At 40.9% G+C, this 18,423-nt stretch carries 11 protein-coding genes and 2 tRNA genes; 10 read left to right on the top strand and 3 right to left on the bottom strand.

The window, feature by feature from the left end:
• The first annotated feature begins 4 nt into the window (after positions 1–4).
• The 6 genes from OCU78_RS17185 (at position 5) to OCU78_RS17160 (ending at position 9,984) form a co-directional block, all read left to right on the top strand.
• Complete coding sequence (locus OCU78_RS17185; RefSeq protein ID WP_137374333.1) at positions 5–3,895, top strand: zinc-dependent metalloprotease; 3,891 nt, start codon at positions 5–7, stop codon at positions 3,893–3,895.
• A gap of 98 nt (positions 3,896–3,993) precedes the next feature.
• Entirely contained in the window at positions 3,994–5,013 is a 1,020-nt protein-coding gene (locus tag OCU78_RS17180; RefSeq protein ID WP_137374334.1) for an ABC transporter permease subunit, read from the top strand.
• A gap of 2 nt (positions 5,014–5,015) precedes the next feature.
• Positions 5,016–6,059: an ABC transporter permease gene (locus tag OCU78_RS17175; RefSeq protein WP_137374335.1), complete on the top strand. Its 1,044-nt coding sequence runs from the start codon at positions 5,016–5,018 to the stop codon at positions 6,057–6,059.
• A gap of 150 nt (positions 6,060–6,209) precedes the next feature.
• Positions 6,210–8,012, top strand: coding sequence for an extracellular solute-binding protein (locus OCU78_RS17170; protein WP_137374336.1), 1,803 nt, complete (start codon positions 6,210–6,212; stop codon positions 8,010–8,012).
• 15 nt (positions 8,013–8,027) lie between these two features.
• The gene (locus tag OCU78_RS17165) at positions 8,028–9,023 is read left to right on the top strand and encodes an ABC transporter ATP-binding protein (RefSeq protein ID WP_137374378.1); all 996 of its coding nucleotides are present in this window, start codon (positions 8,028–8,030) and stop codon (positions 9,021–9,023) included.
• Positions 9,016–9,984, top strand: a complete 969-nt coding sequence (locus OCU78_RS17160; RefSeq protein ID WP_137374337.1) for an ABC transporter ATP-binding protein — start codon at positions 9,016–9,018, stop codon at positions 9,982–9,984. The genes OCU78_RS17165 and OCU78_RS17160 overlap by 8 nt, the downstream gene beginning before the upstream one ends.
• A gap of 143 nt (positions 9,985–10,127) precedes the next feature.
• On the opposite strand, the gene OCU78_RS17155 is transcribed toward OCU78_RS17160, so the two are convergent.
• The 3 genes from OCU78_RS17155 to OCU78_RS17145 form a co-directional block, all read right to left on the bottom strand.
• Positions 10,128–10,919: a helix-turn-helix domain-containing protein gene (locus OCU78_RS17155; RefSeq protein WP_137374338.1), complete on the bottom strand. Its 792-nt coding sequence runs from the start codon at positions 10,917–10,919 to the stop codon at positions 10,128–10,130.
• Positions 10,920–11,404: 485 nt separating this feature from the next.
• Positions 11,405–11,478: transfer RNA gene (locus OCU78_RS17150), tRNA-Cys, on the bottom strand.
• 61 nt (positions 11,479–11,539) lie between these two features.
• Positions 11,540–11,626: transfer RNA gene (locus tag OCU78_RS17145), tRNA-Leu, on the bottom strand.
• 476 nt (positions 11,627–12,102) lie between these two features.
• Between OCU78_RS17145 and OCU78_RS17140 the strand changes: the two genes are divergently transcribed.
• The 4 genes from OCU78_RS17140 to OCU78_RS17125 all read left to right on the top strand — a co-directional run bounded on the left by OCU78_RS17140 (position 12,103) and on the right by OCU78_RS17125 (position 18,356).
• Positions 12,103–12,618 carry a sigma-70 family RNA polymerase sigma factor gene (locus tag OCU78_RS17140; RefSeq protein WP_137374339.1) on the top strand — a complete coding sequence of 172 codons (516 nt, stop codon included), beginning with the start codon at positions 12,103–12,105 and terminating at the stop codon, positions 12,616–12,618.
• 70 nt (positions 12,619–12,688) lie between these two features.
• Positions 12,689–13,627, top strand: a complete 939-nt coding sequence (locus OCU78_RS17135; RefSeq protein WP_137374340.1) for a FecR domain-containing protein — start codon at positions 12,689–12,691, stop codon at positions 13,625–13,627.
• 74 nt (positions 13,628–13,701) lie between these two features.
• Positions 13,702–16,824 (top strand): TonB-dependent receptor, encoded by a 3,123-nt coding sequence (locus OCU78_RS17130; RefSeq protein WP_137374341.1) that lies wholly within the window; start codon positions 13,702–13,704, stop codon positions 16,822–16,824.
• Between the two features lie 200 nt (positions 16,825–17,024).
• Entirely contained in the window at positions 17,025–18,356 is a 1,332-nt protein-coding gene (locus OCU78_RS17125) for a PKD domain-containing protein (protein ID WP_137374342.1), read from the top strand.
• Positions 18,357–18,423 lie beyond the last annotated feature (67 nt).

Below are 18,423 nucleotides of genomic sequence, written 5' to 3'. Positions count from 1 at the left end.
TAATATGTTTAAGAAACTGGCTATTGCATCGGTAGTGAGCATTGCTCTCTATGGATGTGGTGCTGAAGAGCGCAGCTATGAAGCCGTTCCTCGTGCACAAGAGCAAATCACAACACAATCTCTAGATACTGAAGCACTTTGGCTGTATATGCCTTCTACTGGTGCTACGCCTCGTTATGCCACCAGCCAACGTGGATTTTTTCAGGGTACACCAAAACTAGTCAAACTACGTTTTGATAAAACTAACGGTATCCTTGCTGAAGAAGTGGATCGTGACACCATTCGAACCGGTGAAGATACGCGTTACACAGATGTAATTAACCAAGCTCCTGTTCTAAAGATTCCAGGTACATTTGAGCAATATCGTTGTGCAGAAAATAGCTTCGATGAATGTACCAACAAAGAAGAGCTGAATGAAGATGCTGATACAGATTGGAAAAATGCTTCTCACTTCACTCCTGACTTTGCAAATATTCAATCTCTTGCGGTAGACAGTGTCGATGCTTGGTACACATCATCTGATGTTGAAGAAACAGCCGATCCTCAGCTAACTCACTGGGAGTACGATCATGAGACTGGCACGATCAATGTAGAAGTTGAGCGAACCTTCACAGCAAAACCAGATGATGCCTACAAGTTTGGCTATGACCTAGAAAACCTTTCTTTTAAAACTCGCTTTTTCTATTCTTTGGTTAAGCTAGATTCAGTGGCAAGTAGCGACTATGAGACAGTTCAATACCCAGGTCGTGATTCATCTCGCTATGGCTTCTTCAACGATGAAAAAATTGAACGTTCTGCTTCAGGTGAAATTGGTCTTCAAGGGCAAAAATTCCGCCTTCTTAACCGATTTAACCCTAAAGAAGATATTAACTATTACTTGAGTGATAGCTACTTCGAAGAAGACAGCAAGTTATTCCTTGATGCAACGATTGAAACCATCAACGAAATCAATACCGTTTTACAAGGTTCTGGTGTTCCGACAATCAATATCGTGAACAAAACTGAGCCAGCTGGCGTCCATACTGGTGACCTTCGTTATAACGTATTTAACCTAATTACTGATCCTGTAGATAGTGGTCTACTGGGTTATGGTCCATCGGCTACCAACCCGCTAACTGGTGAGATTGTACACGCTCATGTAAACCAATATGCCGGCGTTATTCGTGCATCTTCACGTAGAATGTGGAACCAGCTGACCATGCACTATAACCGTGGTGAAATTGATCGCCCGGATGAGTTTGTTCCAGCCCAGCCAGATCCAGAAGATTCTACTGCGCCGACAACTCCAGTCAGCACTGGTTTTGCAGGTGTTGAAGACAACTTAGTTGCTCAGCAGACAACTGCGATGTCTGATTCACTCCCTATTGCAGTAGCAAGCGAGCCAAACTTTTCTAATGGCTATACTCAGTGGTTAAGACCGGATCAACAGCCAGACGGCAGCTTCAGCAAAAACTTAGCAAAACGTCATCTAGCAATGGAAGAAATGGCGAGCCAAAACATGTATTCAGAAGAATTCATGTGGGTTAGCACAAAGTCTAAAGGTCTTATCAAAGGCATTGATTACCTTGCCGATGGTTACTTCGATAACTCAGACCTTGATCCTGCTGCGGCTGATTACGCTGACAAAGTGAACACAAAACTTAAGAAGTGGACAAAACTTTCTGCTGAACAGCAAGAAATCGTAACGAATCAAATTTCTAAGCACATGTACAAATCAACACTAGTACACGAGCTTGGTCATAACCTTGGTTTACGACACAACTTTATGGGTTCTGCCGATAAAGAAAACTTCTACCAACAAGACGAAATCAACGCATTTGGCTACGACAAAGTGCCTGCGCACAGTTCAGCTATGGATTACGGCGCTTCAATTTTTGATGAACTGCCAATTTACGGCAAATACGATATTGCAGCTTTACGCTTTGGTTACGGTCGCCAACTTGAGTATTCAACAGAAGTTACCGTTGTTAACGAAGAGACAGGAGCTGAAACTCTCGAAACTGTCACTAAGTACGGCAGTTTGAGTGATATCGACGCAACGCTAAATAACGACGAGCAAGCTTACTTACTCGGCTCTGTACAACAGTTCCGAGAAGAATTAAGAAGCAAAGATGCTTCAGCTGTATTGAAAACATTCGATTACTGTACTGACGAAAATGTAAGAAGCACAACGACGTGTAATCGTTTTGATGAAGGTTCTAATATTTTAGAACAAACGGAGTTCCGTATTCAAAAATACTGGGACAGTTATGACCTTAAAAACAAACGTGACGGAAGAGAACAATTCTACGAGTACGAATTGCAAAATTATGCTTACTCTCGCTGGTATGAATTTAACCAAATCCGTTCTGTTGTTGACGATTTAGGAGATATTGATTACCAACTATCTAAATTAAGTGGCTCAGAAGACAGCTACGGTAAAAGTGTAGCCAACTACTATACAGATAACTGTACTCGTGGTTACATTCGTAGAGGCCTCCCTGAAGGTGCAAAAATGGTATGTGATACCTTTGATGCTTCTTTAATGGCTGCTGATTTCTTTGTAAAAGTAATGAGCACACCCGATCGTGTTTGTGAGATCAACGTATCTTCTAGCAACGGTCAAATAACTCGATTCATTCCACTTTCAGACCTGTGGAGTTCATACGGTCCGAGCTTACAAGATAAGACTACACTGCCTGAATCTTGTTTTGACGAAGATCTAGTGAACATCATGGCTTCAAGTCGCGACAGAATCCAAGTTCTATCGGAAACTCGTGATGGTCGCCCGTATGCAAATATGCGAGCAAACAACCCATACAACAACTCTTCAACCGCAGTTGATCAGTTCGGTATTTGGGCAGATAAGCTAGTAGCAGCACAAATGCTTGTGAAGCGTAGTGATTACTCTAGCGCTCGTGATAAATCGAATATTGCCCTACTCGATGTATCTAGCATACAAAGTGGAACACAAGGTACACCACAGAAGATCAAAACTTACCTTGGTTACCTTGGCTACGGCATGGACTCATTCCCAGACCCTATCTTTGTTGATAAAGATGGTGAAAGAGCGAATACCGTTATGGCATACCGCCCAGACATCAAGAGAGCCATTGATGTACCACCGTACCTATATAACCTGAAGGCATTCTTCCAGTTATCTGATAATACGGTTACACCTTTGTTCTCAGCGCTGCTAAATAACTTTGTAGCGTTTGGTGATGCAGAAGAATATGGCCTAGCTGATAGCTCACAAGATCTACTTGATGATATTTCACTGACTAGCCCAGACGCATCAGTTGATGAGAATGGCAGTGTGACATTCAGCCTGAAAACTCGAAACTATGTAGTTACTCGTCGTAACGGTTTAGCAAAACGTATGGCCGAAAAAGCCCTCTTGATCAACGGAAAACAAGATGACTTAGTGAAGCTAGACGACACTAACTACACAACGAAGAGTAACTTGAAGGCAAATGGCGTTCGTACTGTTAATGACTTCACACTGGTTATGCTACGTGACACAGCGGCTGTAGAGCTATTGAAAGAAACACCTTACTTTGAGTCTTTGTTCCGTGGTTCTTTCTTCTCACCAGCTAAGTTCACTGAAGACCGTACTAACAAGTGCTTCACAGTGACGGCTAACCCTACTCGCTGTAACAGTAAAGACAACTTGCATGCGGCATGGAAAGCTATCCAAGCAAATGAAGATGACGATGTGTATCTACCAGCGCTACTTAACTGGGCTGAACAATACGTAACGATTGTTGATGAAGAACTACAACGTTCTCCAGATACAGCTGAACTCTATGATATTAACCCAGAAACAATCTGGTTATGGAGTTCAAGAGAATACATCCAATATCGTTATGCACTTGAGCAGCTGCCTGTTCTCACAAGCACTAACTACCGTAAATAAGCACTATAGCTATTCTCAATAGCGTTAATTAAGACTGGCTCTTCGTGAGCCAGTCTTCCTTCATTTGGTGTGATAAGAATTCAATAAAGGAGTTTGAATTGTTTGCCTACTTTATCCGAAGGCTGCTACTCATCATCCCGACTTTCATCGGTGTGACTCTATTAGTCTTTGCTCTAACTCGATTTGTCCCTGGCGGTCCAGTTGAGCGCATGATATCTCAAATGCAAAGCCAATCCATTGATGGCGGCAGTGCCGGACAACAAGGTTCTCAATCTTTATCAGAAGACCAAATTGCTGAGCTCAATGAGTTTTACGGGTTAGATAAACCAATTTTTGAAGCCTACCAAGAATGGTTAACTAAATTAGTTCAGTTTGACCTTGGTGAATCGACTCGTTACTACGAGCCAGTGTGGGACATGATAGAAGAGAGGTTGCCAGTTTCCATGTTCTTTGGCTTCTGGACTTTTATTATCAGTTATCTCGTGTCTATTCCTCTAGGCATTTTGAAAGCCATAAAGCATGGTTCTAAGTTTGACAACGTCAGCTCAGTCATGGTTTTTATTGGCTACGCCCTGCCTAACTATGTGGTCGGTGTATTTCTCATCTCTTTCTTTGCCTTTCATTTAGGCTGGTTTCCTATGGGTGAATTCATCAGTGATGATTTTGATGAAATGTCATTCATTCAACAAGTTCGAGACCTATTTTCACACGCTCTATTGCCTCTAATTTGTTACATCATTGGTGACTTCGCCATTCTCACCATGACAATGAAAAATAACTTGCTAGAGAACCTAGCAGCCGATTACGTAAAAACCGCGATAGCGAAGGGTCTGCCCTTTAACAAAGCAGTAAGAAGGCACGCACTTAGAAATAGCCTAATTCCTATTGCCAGTCACTTAGGCAATGTGGTTTCTGTTTTTGTTGCAGGCTCATTTCTCATTGAAGTGGTATTCAATATCGATGGTATCGGTTTATTAGGATACGAATCCATTGTTGAGCGAGACTACCCAGTCGTAATGGGCATTCTTACTATTTCATCCCTGCTGCTCATGTTCGGCAATATCTTGTCTGACCTATGCGTGGCTGCAGTAGACCCAAGAGTGAAATTTGGACGCTAATCATGCAAATTGATCCTTTAACGAAGAAAAAACTGAAACGATTCCGTTCTATTAAGCGCAGCTATTACTCTTTTATTGTACTGACTGCCCTTGTACTTCTGTCTTCAATCGCAGAAGTATTCGTCAATAATAAAGCCCTTATAGTTTCTTATGACGGTAACTGGTACTTCCCGACTTATACACACGTCGTCACTGGGCGCACTCTTGGGCAGGATTATGATTACGAAGCGAATTATCGTGAGCTAAGAGAGCAATTCAAAGTACAAGACGAAGGTAACTGGGTTCTAATGCCAATTGTGCCTTGGGACCCGTATGAGCAAGACTTTGATGGTGTTAACTACCCGCCAACAGCGCCTTCATTCGAGCAGCAACATTATTTAGGCACCGACCAATCAGGCCGAGATGTACTGGCACGCTTAATTTATGGCTTCAGAATCGCAATTTGGTTTGCCATGCTCACATTAGCCATTTCCTACACAATTGGCGTACTCGTGGGTTCTCTTATGGGGTATTTAGGCGGGAGGTTTGATCTAGTCATGCAACGAGTGATTGAAGTTTGGTCGATGGTTCCATTCTTGTACGTCATCATGATTATGGTTTCCATCATACAACCTAGCTTCTTCCTTTTTGTTTTCATAAACGTTCTTTTCGGTTGGATAAGTATCACTTGGTACATGCGTACCATGACTTATAAAGAAAAGGCTCGTGAATACGTGACTGCGGCAAGGGCACAAGGTGCGGGTATGTTCCGAGTCATTATTAAACATATCTTACCCAATACCATGGTGATGATCGTGACACTTGCGCCGTTTGGCATTGTCGCGAATATCACAACGCTAACCGCACTGGATTACTTAGGTCTAGGGCTCATGCCCCCTACCCCAAGCTGGGGTGATTTACTTCAGCAAGGCAAATCGAACTTAGACGCTTATTGGATCATTAGCTCTGTCGTTTTTGCCATCGTTTCAGTGTTAACCATGGTGACCTTTATCGGTGAGGGGGTTCGTGAAGCCTTCGATCCTAAAAAATTCACCCGCTATATCTAATTTTAACTCTGTTCTTTGGCTGTGTTTAAAACTGTAAAGTCAGTTGTCGCTCGTTTATTCGTTTAGCGACTGCGTAAGGACAGAATTGCTGCCATTAAAAGATGAATAAGAGTGCGGTAAACACTCATACAATAAAAGCTTGGAGCTAACATGAATAAAATTTCTAAGACACTTCTGCTGTTCGCCTGTCTTGTAATCCCGGGGATTTCATCAGCTGAAAACTTACCTGAATCGCTCGAATGGATAACGAATAATGACCAACCTATTTTTGCCGATCCTAATGCAAAACAAGGTGGTACTTACCGAGTTCACATTACTAGCTTCCCCCTTACAATGCGCACGGTAGGCCCTGACTCGAATGGCAGCTTCAGAGCTTTCATTATGGATGGCAACCCGTCGCTCATTCAGCAGCACCCAAACACACGTCAATTTGTGCCTTCTCTCGCTAAAAAGTGGGCATTCGGGGATGATCAAAAAACCATTTACTTTCAATTAGACGAAAGTGCGCGATGGACCGATGGGAAACCAGTCACAAGTGAAGATTTTAGATTTGTCTTTGACTACATGAGAAGCTCTCATACTAAAGCACCATGGTACAAAGATTTCTATACCAAAAAAATAGCCGACATTACCGTTTATGACGAACATACATTTGCCCTTCATTCTGCTAATGCATTAGCCAATGATGAATTACTAATGCGTCTCAATATTTTGCCAAAGCCTGCGCATTTTTATCCCAAAGGCATTCCTAAGAATTTTGTAAAACGTTACAACTGGAAAGCCGAACCAGTAACGGGACCTTATAAAGTCGCGAAGATTAAAAAAGGTAAGTACGTTAAATTATCCAAAGTGGATAATTGGTGGGGCTACGGTAATAAATATTATCAACACCGTTACAACGTAGATAACATCCTACTGAAAGTGATCCGTGATTCTGATATCTCAATTAAGTACTTTGAGAAAGGTGAACTGGACGCTTATTACATGGTATTCCCTTCTGTTTGGCACGACAAAGCCAAAGGCGATTTATACGATCGTGGCTTTATCGAAAAGAAATGGTTTTTCAATGAGTCGCCTCAAGGGGCTGCTGGTGTTTGGTTGAACCTGAATGCTGAAAAAATGGGAAATGACAATCTTCGTAGTGGTATCGCCCACTCTTTGAACGTTCCAAAAATGATCGATATCGCATTACGTGGCGACTATTCACATCAACAAAGTTTTGGTTCAGGCTTCGGTGATTACGATAATAAACAGATAAAAGCTAAAGCCTTTGATTTAGAGCTTGCTGATAAATACTTCGATCTCGCTGGTTATTCAACGCTTGATAAAGATGGCATTCGCATTAATGAAAATGGTGACCGATTAAGCATTACGTTAACTTACCTGTCAAAAATGCATTCTCAACGTGTCATTGTATTAAAAGAAGAAGCGCGCAAAGCAGGTCTCGAAATAGAGTTAAAATTGGTGGATGGTGCAACAGGCTTTAAGTCGTTACTTGAAAAGAAACACCAGGCAGCATTCCTTGGGATGGGCGCACCACAAATGCCGGCTTATTGGCAATATTTCCACTCAGCTAACGCTAAACCACAAACTAACAACTTCACCAACTTTTCTGACCCGAAAATGGATGAGTTGATTGAGTCGTATGACGCTGAATTTGATGTCGATAAAAAAGCAACATTCTCACGTTTAATTCAAGAGCAAATTGCCAACTGTAATTGCGTTATCCCTACCTACTCAGTTCCATTTTCAAGAGCTGCTCACTGGCGCTATGTAAAACTGCCAGAAACTGTGGGTACGGCTTTATCTCGTGATATTTTGGATTCAAAAAGCATGGAATATGGACTTTTCTGGATAGACCTTGATGAGAAAAAAGCGACTCAAGAAGCATTAGAATCAGGAAAATCTTACCCTGCAGTCACTCTTATCGAAAAGCGATTCACTCAAGGTTAATGGATGAATAATAATATGAATAGTGACTGTATTTTATCAATAAATAATCTTGAAACGACATTCACCACCGATGAAGGTGATGTAAAAGTCTTAGATGGTATTTCGTTTGATATTGTCAAAGGAAAAACCGTAGGCATTGTCGGTGAGTCAGGTTGTGGTAAAAGCGTTACGGCAGCTTCCATTATGGGGCTGCTGCCTCATCCATATGGAAAAATAACATCTGGCTCAATTTTGTATAAAGGCAAAGATCTGGTCTGTATGGAACCAGAAGAACTTTACCAAACTCGTGGTAAAGAGATTTCGATGATATTCCAAGATCCAATGACGGCCTTAAACCCCGTTCATACGATTGGAAAACAACTCTGCGAAGTCTTTGATCTTCATCGCCCTGAATATTCAAAGCGGCAACAAAAAACTGCAGCTATAGAAATGCTAAAACAAGTTGGTATTCCTGCGGCTGAAGAGCGAATGAATGTTTATCCTCATGAATTGTCTGGAGGAATGAGACAAAGAGTGATGATCGCTATTGCCTTGGCTTGTAAACCAGACATTTTAATTGCAGATGAACCAACAACTGCACTTGATGTCACTGTCCAAGCTCAAATATTGGATTTAATGAGTGATATGCAAAAGCAAAGCAACATGGCAACGATCTTAATAACTCATGACATGGGTGTGGTTGCGGAAAGCTGCGATGAAGTTGTCGTAATGTATGCTGGTCACGTGGTGGAAAAAGCAGATGTTTTCACATTGTTTGCTTCACCAAAGCATCCATATACACAAGGTTTACTCAAATCTATCCCTAGAATTGATGGTATTTCTAAATCAACATTAGGCACGATAGCGGGTTCAGTGCCAAGTTTAAGAGAGATGCCGTCAGGATGCCGATTTAGAAACCGCTGCCAGTATCAAACTGAACAGTGTGCTCAAAGTATCCCTAAACTAACTTCTGTAGGAACAAACCATAATGTGAGTTGCTTCTTACAGTCAGAAGGTGAGCTCAATGGCTAAAACTATTCTCGAAGTCTTTAATTTAAAACAGCATTATGAAGTGAGAGGCGGCCTTTTCACTAAAACGAAATACGTTTATGCCGTCGATGGTGTGTCTTTTTCTGTAAAATCAGGGGAGACGCTCGGTTTAGTAGGCGAATCTGGCTGCGGTAAAAGTTCTCTTGGTCGATCTCTACTTAAATTACACACACCGACTTCAGGTCAGATAATATTTAATGGCCGTGACATTACCCATTATTCATCTAGCCAAATGGTTTCACTTCGAAAAGAAATGCAGATCATTTTCCAAGATCCAATGGAGAGTTTGAATAGCCGTCATACTGTCGGAAGTATTATTGAAGAACCTTTCGAGATTCATGGTGTGGGAACAAAACAAGAACGCAAAGAAAAGGTAAAAGAGCTTTTGACTAAAGTCGGTTTGCCTGAAAACGCGGCGGATCGGTACCCACATGAATTTTCAGGAGGTCAACGTCAAAGAATAGGCATTGCTCGTGCCATTGCGCTCGATCCCAAATTGATAATCTGTGATGAGGCGGTCTCGGCTTTAGATGTTTCAGTGCAATCTCAAATAATCAATTTATTGCTAGATTTACAGAGAAGTATGAATTTAGCTTTAGTCTTCATTGCTCATGATCTTTCTGTAGTCCGCCACATATCAGACAACATTGCTGTTATGTATTTGGGGAAAATTGTCGAAATGAGTGACACGCAAACTCTTTTTGAAAATCCGCAGCACCCTTATACACGAGCACTGATTTCCTCAATTCCTCTTCCTGATCCAACACTAAGAGGAAAACGGGAATTATTAAAGGGAGATGTTCCCTCACCTATGTCCCCTCCTTCGGGTTGTCACTTTGCATCAAGGTGTCGCTTTGCAGAAAGTGAATGTAAAGAAAGTTATCCCGCGTTGGAAGAAAGAGCACTTAACCACTTTGCAGCCTGTCATGTGATGGCTACATAAATTTCAAAGTCAAACAAACTTCAACAAATTAAAATAACGACAATAATGTTAAATTAACTGCAATAAAAAAGCAGAGGCAATCATTGCCTCTGCTTTTTTATTGAGTACTAACTCAGGGATTCTTAACTATTGTCTATGAAACTCTACTTTTCCAACTTACCCATCTCATCTCTAATCTGTTCTAAGAAGGTATTAGGCAGAGGTTTAATTCCATCAGAAAAATTTAATGTTTCATGTGGAGTCACGAACAATAAGACATTTCTTAGGTCGCTTTCACTCTCAACACCTTCCTTCATGTTTTCCGTATGATATTTAAGGATTTCTTGAGTCAGTAATTTATTTAAAGCCTCTAATTGTGTTTCTTTGAGGTTCATTCTTGAGAACCCTACTCGTACACAATTTGGGTTATCTAACGCTTGTTCCTTGAGAATGTTCTTATATTGAATACTTAGTTTCGAGTTATCAGAAAATCGGTAGTAAAAAGGACCATTGAGTTGAATTTTATTATCATCCGTCAACTTCACTAAGCCCAGCATTTCTAGAGCCCGCAAATAACCATAAGTCGAGGCATCATCTAACCCATATTTTTGCTTCATATAGCCGTGGCTATCTCGATTTCGAATATGCCTTAACTCACGGTAGAAATCATAAAGATGCGGGAACTGATAAAAAATTTCGTCTTGAGTGTGGTTGAAGAAGCTTTCATTATCATGCTGCAATTTAACTGCAATTTTTTGCAGCTCTTCTAGAGTAGTATCCGTTTCACGGCAATAATCAAGTAATCGTTCAAGAGTAATGCTCGGGCTATACAGATGTCGTTTAAACGTAGAGAGAGGAACACCAACGCGATCTGCAAGATCTCTATATGTTCTACCCTTTTTTTTGATAACGCTTCTCAACGCTGCTAATAAATACTCTGAATTTGCTGATCGCATCTGACTTTGCTCCTACCCTGTCACCCTGCCAAGCCTTACATTTGTATATATGTAATAACTTTTAGCAACCTATTTTTTATAAAACACTGTCGAATGACTACAACTTAGTCACATTATTACGATTAATGCGCTAATTCACTATTAATCAACTCATAAAAAACCTGTTTCGTTACCATATCTGCAATTAAATAAATGCACTAATCACATTCACAGCAGCTATTAGTTGGCGACTAATGACCTGTGTTTTGTTTGTTCGCGTTACATGTGATGTGAGTATTATTCTAAGTGTAAATCTCATTCTTAGGTGTAAATGCAACTTTAAAGATGTCGATTCCATGAGACTAATCCAAACAAACAGGTAACTAGCAGAGGAAATAATGATGTTCTGAAGTCAAATTAAGATGGCTAAATAACAATCTTAATCTGGGTGTGAATATGTTGGTAAGATCAAAAAAGCCCTAGCATTTCTGCTAGGGCTTCTAATTTGGAGGCGCCTCCCGGAGTCGAACCGAGGTCCACGGATTTGCAATCCGCTGCATAGCCACTCTGCCAAGGCGCCTTTAATCGTGTTTTAAGAGTACGACTCTTTGAATCTCACTTCTAAGTGAAGTTCAAATAGATGGTGCCCCGGGCCGGACTTGAACCGGCACAGCGCGAACGCCGAGGGATTTTAAATCCCTTGTGTCTACCAATTCCACCACCAGGGCACGCAAACTTGTTGCGATGCTCCTAACCAATGTGCTTTTTCAAGCGGGTTAGACACCATCTTCGATACCGCTTTCGCCATACCTTATAATCTTTTCACTCAACTACTTACGTTAAAAGAACGCTTTGTTGTTGAGAACGAGGCTTACTTTAACTGATTTAAAAAATGAGTCAATAATAATATTCTTCATTTAATTCAAATGGTTAAAAACCAGCCTTTAGAGGTCATTTTCACATCACGATGTTCATAAAGAAAACAAAAAGGTAATTTCTCGGTATCAGCAAACTAAAAGATTGCTTTACGATTATCCCTCCCCTGAGTTATCGGCAATCATCTTCAGGTTTTAAAAATACAATATGAGCTTCAATAATTGTTAATTTTTATAAATTCTTGTAGCACATATTTGGATTTCTGATATATTCCCAACCTCACCAATGATAACAATTATCATTAAGATTTATCTAGGAGTATCAGGTAATGACGTTAACAGGCGAAGTTAACATGGAACGTATTGACCATATGTATCAGGAACACCATAGCTGGCTTTCTGTCTTTATAAAGCGTCGTCTCGGTTGCCCAGACTCGACTGCCGATTTAGTTCAAGATACTTACCTACGCCTGCTAACTCGTGGAAAGTTACCTGAATACAGTGACTCTCGGAAATATTTAACTCACATAGCTAAAGGTCTCGTCATTGATCTATACAGAAGACGACGAGTAGAATCTGCATACCTAGAGCTTATTGAACAAGAACCCATTCAAGTTACAGGGTCACCAGAAAACTATACCATTGTCGTTGAGGCATTGGTTGAAATTGATTCTTTATTAAAACGCTTACCTATCAAAGCACGACAAGCACTACTCATGCGTCAATTAGAAGGGAAAAGCTACAAAATGATTGCACAAGAACTCGATGTTTCTGTGTCATCTGTAGAAAAGTATGTCGCTAAAGCTCTACAGGGTTGCATGCTAGCAATGATTGATGAGGTCTAAATTTACTCATGCATTATTTAAACTCATTGCGCCTTCACCATATTAATTCTTCGAGGTAACAAGAAGATTTATGGAACCTTTATCAAGAGATATTATTGAAGAAGCATCTATTTGGATGGCTCGCCTATGGGCTGATGACGTTACTCAGCAAGATCATGATGCCTTCCTTAACTGGAAAAATGCACATCCTAATAATGCCTATGCATGGGATAAACTTGAGAAATTACAAAGTAAATTCTCTCATGTACCACAATCGAGTTTAAGCCGTCGCGTTCTGTCACCTAATAAACAAGGTTTGAGCAGGCGTGAATTACTTTCCATCAGCGCAGTGTCATTCTCAGCTTTAGCACTAGGTATGAGTACTTATAAACCGACTCCCAATGGTATCGAATACCTTACCGCTACAGGAGAGATGAAAAATATCATCCTTCCTGATGGCACTAAATTTACGATGAATACCGATTCAAAAATATTTGTCGACGTTAATACCCATCACAAGACGTTATTTCTTACTCATGGTGAAGTCATGATCTCTAAAGAAGAGCATAACTCTCCCTTACTTGTATCAACTTCCAAAGGTAATGTCTTGCCAATTGGCACCCGTTTTAGTGTTCGGGAACATAGTGAAACCACGCAAGTTTCTGTCTATGAAGGTGAAGTAGAACTACAGCCGATGCTAGGCATGGGTACTCCCCATCTTCTTGCTGGCGAACAAGCGCATTTTAACCGTAGATCAGTCTCTGATATTGAAAACAACTTAGCCCTAGATGCGCTTTGGCTTGAGCAAAAAATAATGGCTCAAGCCACTCCTCTCATCGATTTTGTCAATGAACTGGCTCGTTATCGACGTGGGATACTTAATGTGGATTCGTCCTTAGCTGATTTGAAGCTAACGGGCATTTTTACAACTAGCAATATTGACCGAACTCTTTATAACATTAGCCAGATACTGCCTATCGAGATCCATTATCGAACGCCTCTATGGGTAACGATAAAGCCAAAATATTGAAAATAAAGTTACGGATTTATGATTTTCATTCGGTGTAATCAACATTAAGTGTGCTCTATACCGATAAGGAAATAATGGTGCCGTACATTAAGCGTCGTCAATCAATCACAGCCCTAAATACAATAACAGTTGGGGCAATTGCCAGTCTTCTGCCCTTCTCCGCCATGGCTAACATGACCCAACAATACAATATTCCTGCTGGCACACTTGATGGCGCCCTTAATCAATTTGCAATCGAGTCAGGAGTCGAATTTTATTTAAATTCAGACTTATCTAAGGATCTGTACATACAAGGATTAAATGGCGAATACGAACCAGATCAAGCCCTGAGTTTATTGCTTACTAATACTGGTTTAAATGCTCATAAGCAAGTAGATGGCGTTTATTACCTTTCTCCAACCTCAGAAGCCATGACCCTTGATGCTATCAATGTGAGAACTCATTTCGACAATGCTTATGAACGTGATGTAGATGGTGAAATGTCAGTTTACGATGCAGACGTTGCTAGTGACTACCTCAGTAAAAATGAAATAGAGCGGTTCAAAGGTACAACTGCGGCCGACTTGTTTACTGGAGTGACTAATGTTCATAGCGGCGAGTCACGTAATGGTGGTGGAAGTATTGACCCTAATGTTCGTGGTGTTCAAGGGTTTGGGCGAGTCCCCGTTGTTATTGATGGAACAGAGCAAGGCATTTCGGTTTATAACGGTTATCGAGGTTCTTCAAATAGAAACTACATTGACCCAAACTTAATTGGCAGTATGACAGTTTTGAAAGGTGCCCAGCTCAGTTCTGATGTCAATACTTCGACTGGCGGTGCCGTTCAAGTAACGACTCTGCAACCACAAGATATTGTGCCAGAGGGTGACGAGTTTGGTATCGAAACCATAATTGAGAGCAGTAGTAATTCGGTAAGTCCGAATAAAGCCCGCTTGCATACTGGTAAACGCTGGCAGGATGTTCCTTCGTATGCTGACATTGGCGGCGTGCCACTCTATGACGATCCTGAAGTCCGTTTCCAAACTCGAGATAATAAAGATGACAACCCTTTCAATGGTGAAGATATTGCCTATCGACTGGCATTAGCCGGCATTACACCAAAATTTGAATGGCTTGCGGCTTATGCTTATCGTAATCGCGGTAATTATTACTCTGGTACCAGTAAAGATGAGTTTTACTCTAAACCTTTTGGTGAGAATACGGGCTTAATTCCAGGCAGGAACCCATACCTAGAACCAGAACATATGGCACTTGTACACATACCTGGTCATGAAGTCCCAAATACCTCTTCGGAAATGGAATCGGTTTTAGTTAAAGGGACGATTAACTTTAACGATTATCAAAAATTACAATTCAATGCCCGTTATACCGAGAGTATCCACGGCGAAATATTATCAAGTAGATCAGATTACCGTAACTCAAACGGTTTGCCTCAATGGCCGCTGGCAAACGCAAAAATGCAAGCATATAGCTTAAAGTATCGAGCTAACCCAAATCATCACTTGCTTGATTTCAGTACTAGCCTTTGGCTCACAATCACTGATTCAAAAAGCAATACAGGCTATGGGTTTCCAAACTTCGTTAATGGGAACAGTGATACTCCTGATGTCATCATTAACACTTCCACTGTAAATAGAGATGAAAGCCGTTATGGTTTTGACTTCAAGAATAAAATGCTCCTTTCTGACTCTATTGATTTAACTTTCGCTGGCAGCTACCAAAAACATGAGCTCATGCCAAAAGAAGGCTTAGCATACATGATCGACTTTTATGGCGGTGCTGTTCGGGCTGGTGAACGGGAGGAATATAATGGTTCTGCAAAAGTTGAATGGCGCCCATTAGAGTCACTGATTCTGAATGCTGGTGTTCGTTATATTTCTTATAACGCAACAGACTACTATATTGAACATCAAGTAAACTCCGGAAATATTAAAAGCTTAAAAGAATATAAAACCGATGGTTATCATCTCAGCTATCAAACTGTAGAAAATTATGCAGCTGAAGAAATTGCCCAAAACATTGCTAACGCAGAGCATGAAGTACGAGTCACATTCACCAAAAGCAACATCACCGAAGAAATAACACGCTTAGAAAACTTAATTTCACAATTCCCTGATCAGGCAGCAGAAAACCAAATCTCTCTGGCAGAAAAACAGCAAGAATTAGCTAACTTTGATTCACTACTTGCATCAAAAATTCAGCAAGAAACCAATGCAGCTCAAAACCAGACAACTTTCATTGAAGACCATTCATCGGAATGGCTAGCTAACAGTCAAAATGATTTAAACCTAGCGAATAACGCCTGTAAAAATGCGATGCAACAAGCTAATTATGTTGAAGGCAGTTGTACAGCTGAAGCTATCGAATCGACAGAAGTTTATAACACGGATTATAAAACTAGTGGGAGTGGCTGGATGCCATCTTTAACGGCAACATGGTTCTTCGATGACAGCAGCCGTATTTACGCTAGGTACGCAGAGACTTTACGCTTCCCAAGCTTATTTGAAAGTACCAGCGGCTTTAGTGGTAACCCAAGTGCTTCGGCACCTCTCCAGCCGGAAAGAGCGCGTCTGTTCGAAACGGCTTATATCCACTATTTTGATAATGCTAGCGCAAAAATAACATACTTTGATCAAGTTATTGATGATGTCATGGACAGGGACCGAGACAGTTTTTCATTTGCCAATCTAGACAGCCAACGCACCAGCGGGATTGAGTTAAATGGACATTATGATAATTCTGATTATTTTGCTGATGCTTCTTTCGCTTATAACTTTCGTAATGAAGTTTGTGATAAGAACTCTGCAGCTCAGATTTATGTCGACAACATTATTACTAAAAGTGCCACCTCCGATGAAACCTGTGTAAGAGGAGGCTTTTCAAAACAAAGTTTCCTTGCTGCGCATGCTGCCCCGGAATACACCGCTAACTTCCTTATTGGCGCTCGTTTTTTCAATCAAGATTTAGAAACAGGGTTTAGGACTAATTATGTTTCAGGCAGCCATGATGAAGATGTCATTAAGCGTACAGATGTAACAACTTACGATGCTTATGTGAAATATAAATTCACGGAAAAAATCGCTGGAGAGCTAGTGGGAACGAACCTTTCTGATGTTTACTACCTGGAAGCCGGTTCTATTTCAGGGATGCCAGCACCAGGAAGAACTATCGGTGTAAAACTCAGCGGAAAGTTTTGATTGACTCTAGTTTAGCCTGCCTTTCTGGCTTCATCTGACTCTAATTACTGAATAAATAAAAAACGCCTTTAATTAGGCGTTTTTTATTTACGGATTCGCCCACCTCAAACGGTATATACGATGAAACTATAAATTAGACACGGCTACGAACTTAAACATACTTCGTTCAAGTAGCCTTCAGCACAATTAGGATGAAATACATGAATTCGAACTTTAAATGGACCTTACTTGCCCTCTCTATTCCAACTTTAATCGCATGTGGTGGGGGCAGCTCGAGTTCAACACCCGCAGCAGTAGCACCTTCTGGTTTAGCGGTGATCACGGCGCAAAGTGTTGCGAAAGTTAACAATCGAGTTCGAGTTGATGGGCTTAAGAGTGAAGGACTAGATGGACAATCCATTAGCTACCAATGGGCAATCAGTAATAAACCGGATGGGAGCATGGTTTCACTAAATAGCACCACTGCTGTGTCACCATACTTCACTCCTGATATGGCAGGTAATTACACTTTAGATTTGATTACGAAAAGTGGTGGCAAAGACAGTGAAAAAGTCTCTTATGTAATAGATGTAAGTGATGCGAGCACTAATGTGCAGCCAATGATCGATCTAGATATACCTGAAAGTGTAGCTATTGGTAAAACCGTTGATCTACATTCACAAGCTTATGATGTAGACGGTGATGTGCTGACTTACCAGTGGGCACTACTTTCAGCGCCAAATAATGCCACAATGAAATTAACAAACAGTGCCACTCCAACAGCAAATCTCCTTTCCAATACTGCCGGAGATTACAAATTAAAGCTAACAGTGAGTGATGGCTACGAAACAATATCTGAAGAAGTGACGGTTTCATATTCTGCTGAAAATGTAGCGCCTAAAGCTAGAGTAAAAAACAAGCAAACATTTGAATTAGGTACAAGTGCACTGCTTGACGCAACAGCAAGTACTGACGGAAACGATGACACAATAACCTACGAATGGAAAGTGGTTTCTCAACCAGAAAACAGCACTGCAACGCTAAGTAACTCAACAGATGCACAACCTAATTTCACCCCTGATTTAATCGGTGACTATGTACTTTCCCTTGCCGTTTCTGATGGCGAATTTACCAGTAAGGATGAGTACATTCGACTATCTGCAACAGAAGTCGGAACAAGTAATCTTATTCTTAAGTATGCGGAAGAAACCACGGCTAGAGCCTGGCCTTTTGCAGAGCAATTCAATTCCAACATATCTACCACGGGCGATGCTCCTGCTCATATCCTGCTAGGTACTTTTACACTTGAAGCTGTTGGGAAAGATTACATCATCAACGAGACAACTGCTATTGACTATATGGGTAATGTTAAAGCGGTAATGACAGGCATTGAGGTCGATCAGGTATTGAATGCCGGAGATAAAATTAACGTAAAGATGTGGGCAGAACCAACACAAGGTCAGTTATCTATGATTTCATATGGCTTTATTGTTGATACAACCTTAGAGCAGTATATGGGGCTGGGGTATATGTATACATCAACTGCTGAATAATAAGAACGTAGTTACTTGAAATGTTCAAATCCGAGTGTCAGAACACTCGGATTTTTTATAAGTAGTC

It is taken from the genome of Vibrio gallaecicus, assembly GCF_024347495.1.
GTDB classification, from domain to species: Bacteria; Pseudomonadota; Gammaproteobacteria; order Enterobacterales; family Vibrionaceae; genus Vibrio; species Vibrio gallaecicus.
The sequence above is the reverse complement of the archived record's forward strand: the minus strand, read 5'-3'. Positions and strand labels throughout refer to the sequence as shown.

Excerpts from the sequence above, each read along its gene's own strand:
- OCU78_RS17185 (WP_137374333.1), top strand. The coding sequence starts at position 5 with ATGTTTAAGAAACTGGCTATTGCATCGGTAGTGAGCATTGCTCTCTAT.
- OCU78_RS17175 (WP_137374335.1), top strand. The coding sequence starts at position 5,016 with ATGCAAATTGATCCTTTAACGAAGAAAAAACTGAAACGATTCCGTTCT.
- OCU78_RS17170 (WP_137374336.1), top strand. The coding sequence starts at position 6,210 with ATGAATAAAATTTCTAAGACACTTCTGCTGTTCGCCTGTCTTGTAATC.
- OCU78_RS17165 (WP_137374378.1), top strand. The coding sequence starts at position 8,028 with ATGAATAGTGACTGTATTTTATCAATAAATAATCTTGAAACGACATTC.
- OCU78_RS17160 (WP_137374337.1), top strand. The coding sequence starts at position 9,016 with ATGGCTAAAACTATTCTCGAAGTCTTTAATTTAAAACAGCATTATGAA.
- OCU78_RS17155 (WP_137374338.1), bottom strand. The coding sequence starts at position 10,919 with ATGCGATCAGCAAATTCAGAGTATTTATTAGCAGCGTTGAGAAGCGTT.
- OCU78_RS17140 (WP_137374339.1), top strand. The coding sequence starts at position 12,103 with ATGACGTTAACAGGCGAAGTTAACATGGAACGTATTGACCATATGTAT.
- OCU78_RS17135 (WP_137374340.1), top strand. The coding sequence starts at position 12,689 with ATGGAACCTTTATCAAGAGATATTATTGAAGAAGCATCTATTTGGATG.
- OCU78_RS17130 (WP_137374341.1), top strand. The coding sequence starts at position 13,702 with ATGGTGCCGTACATTAAGCGTCGTCAATCAATCACAGCCCTAAATACA.
- OCU78_RS17125 (WP_137374342.1), top strand. The coding sequence starts at position 17,025 with ATGAATTCGAACTTTAAATGGACCTTACTTGCCCTCTCTATTCCAACT.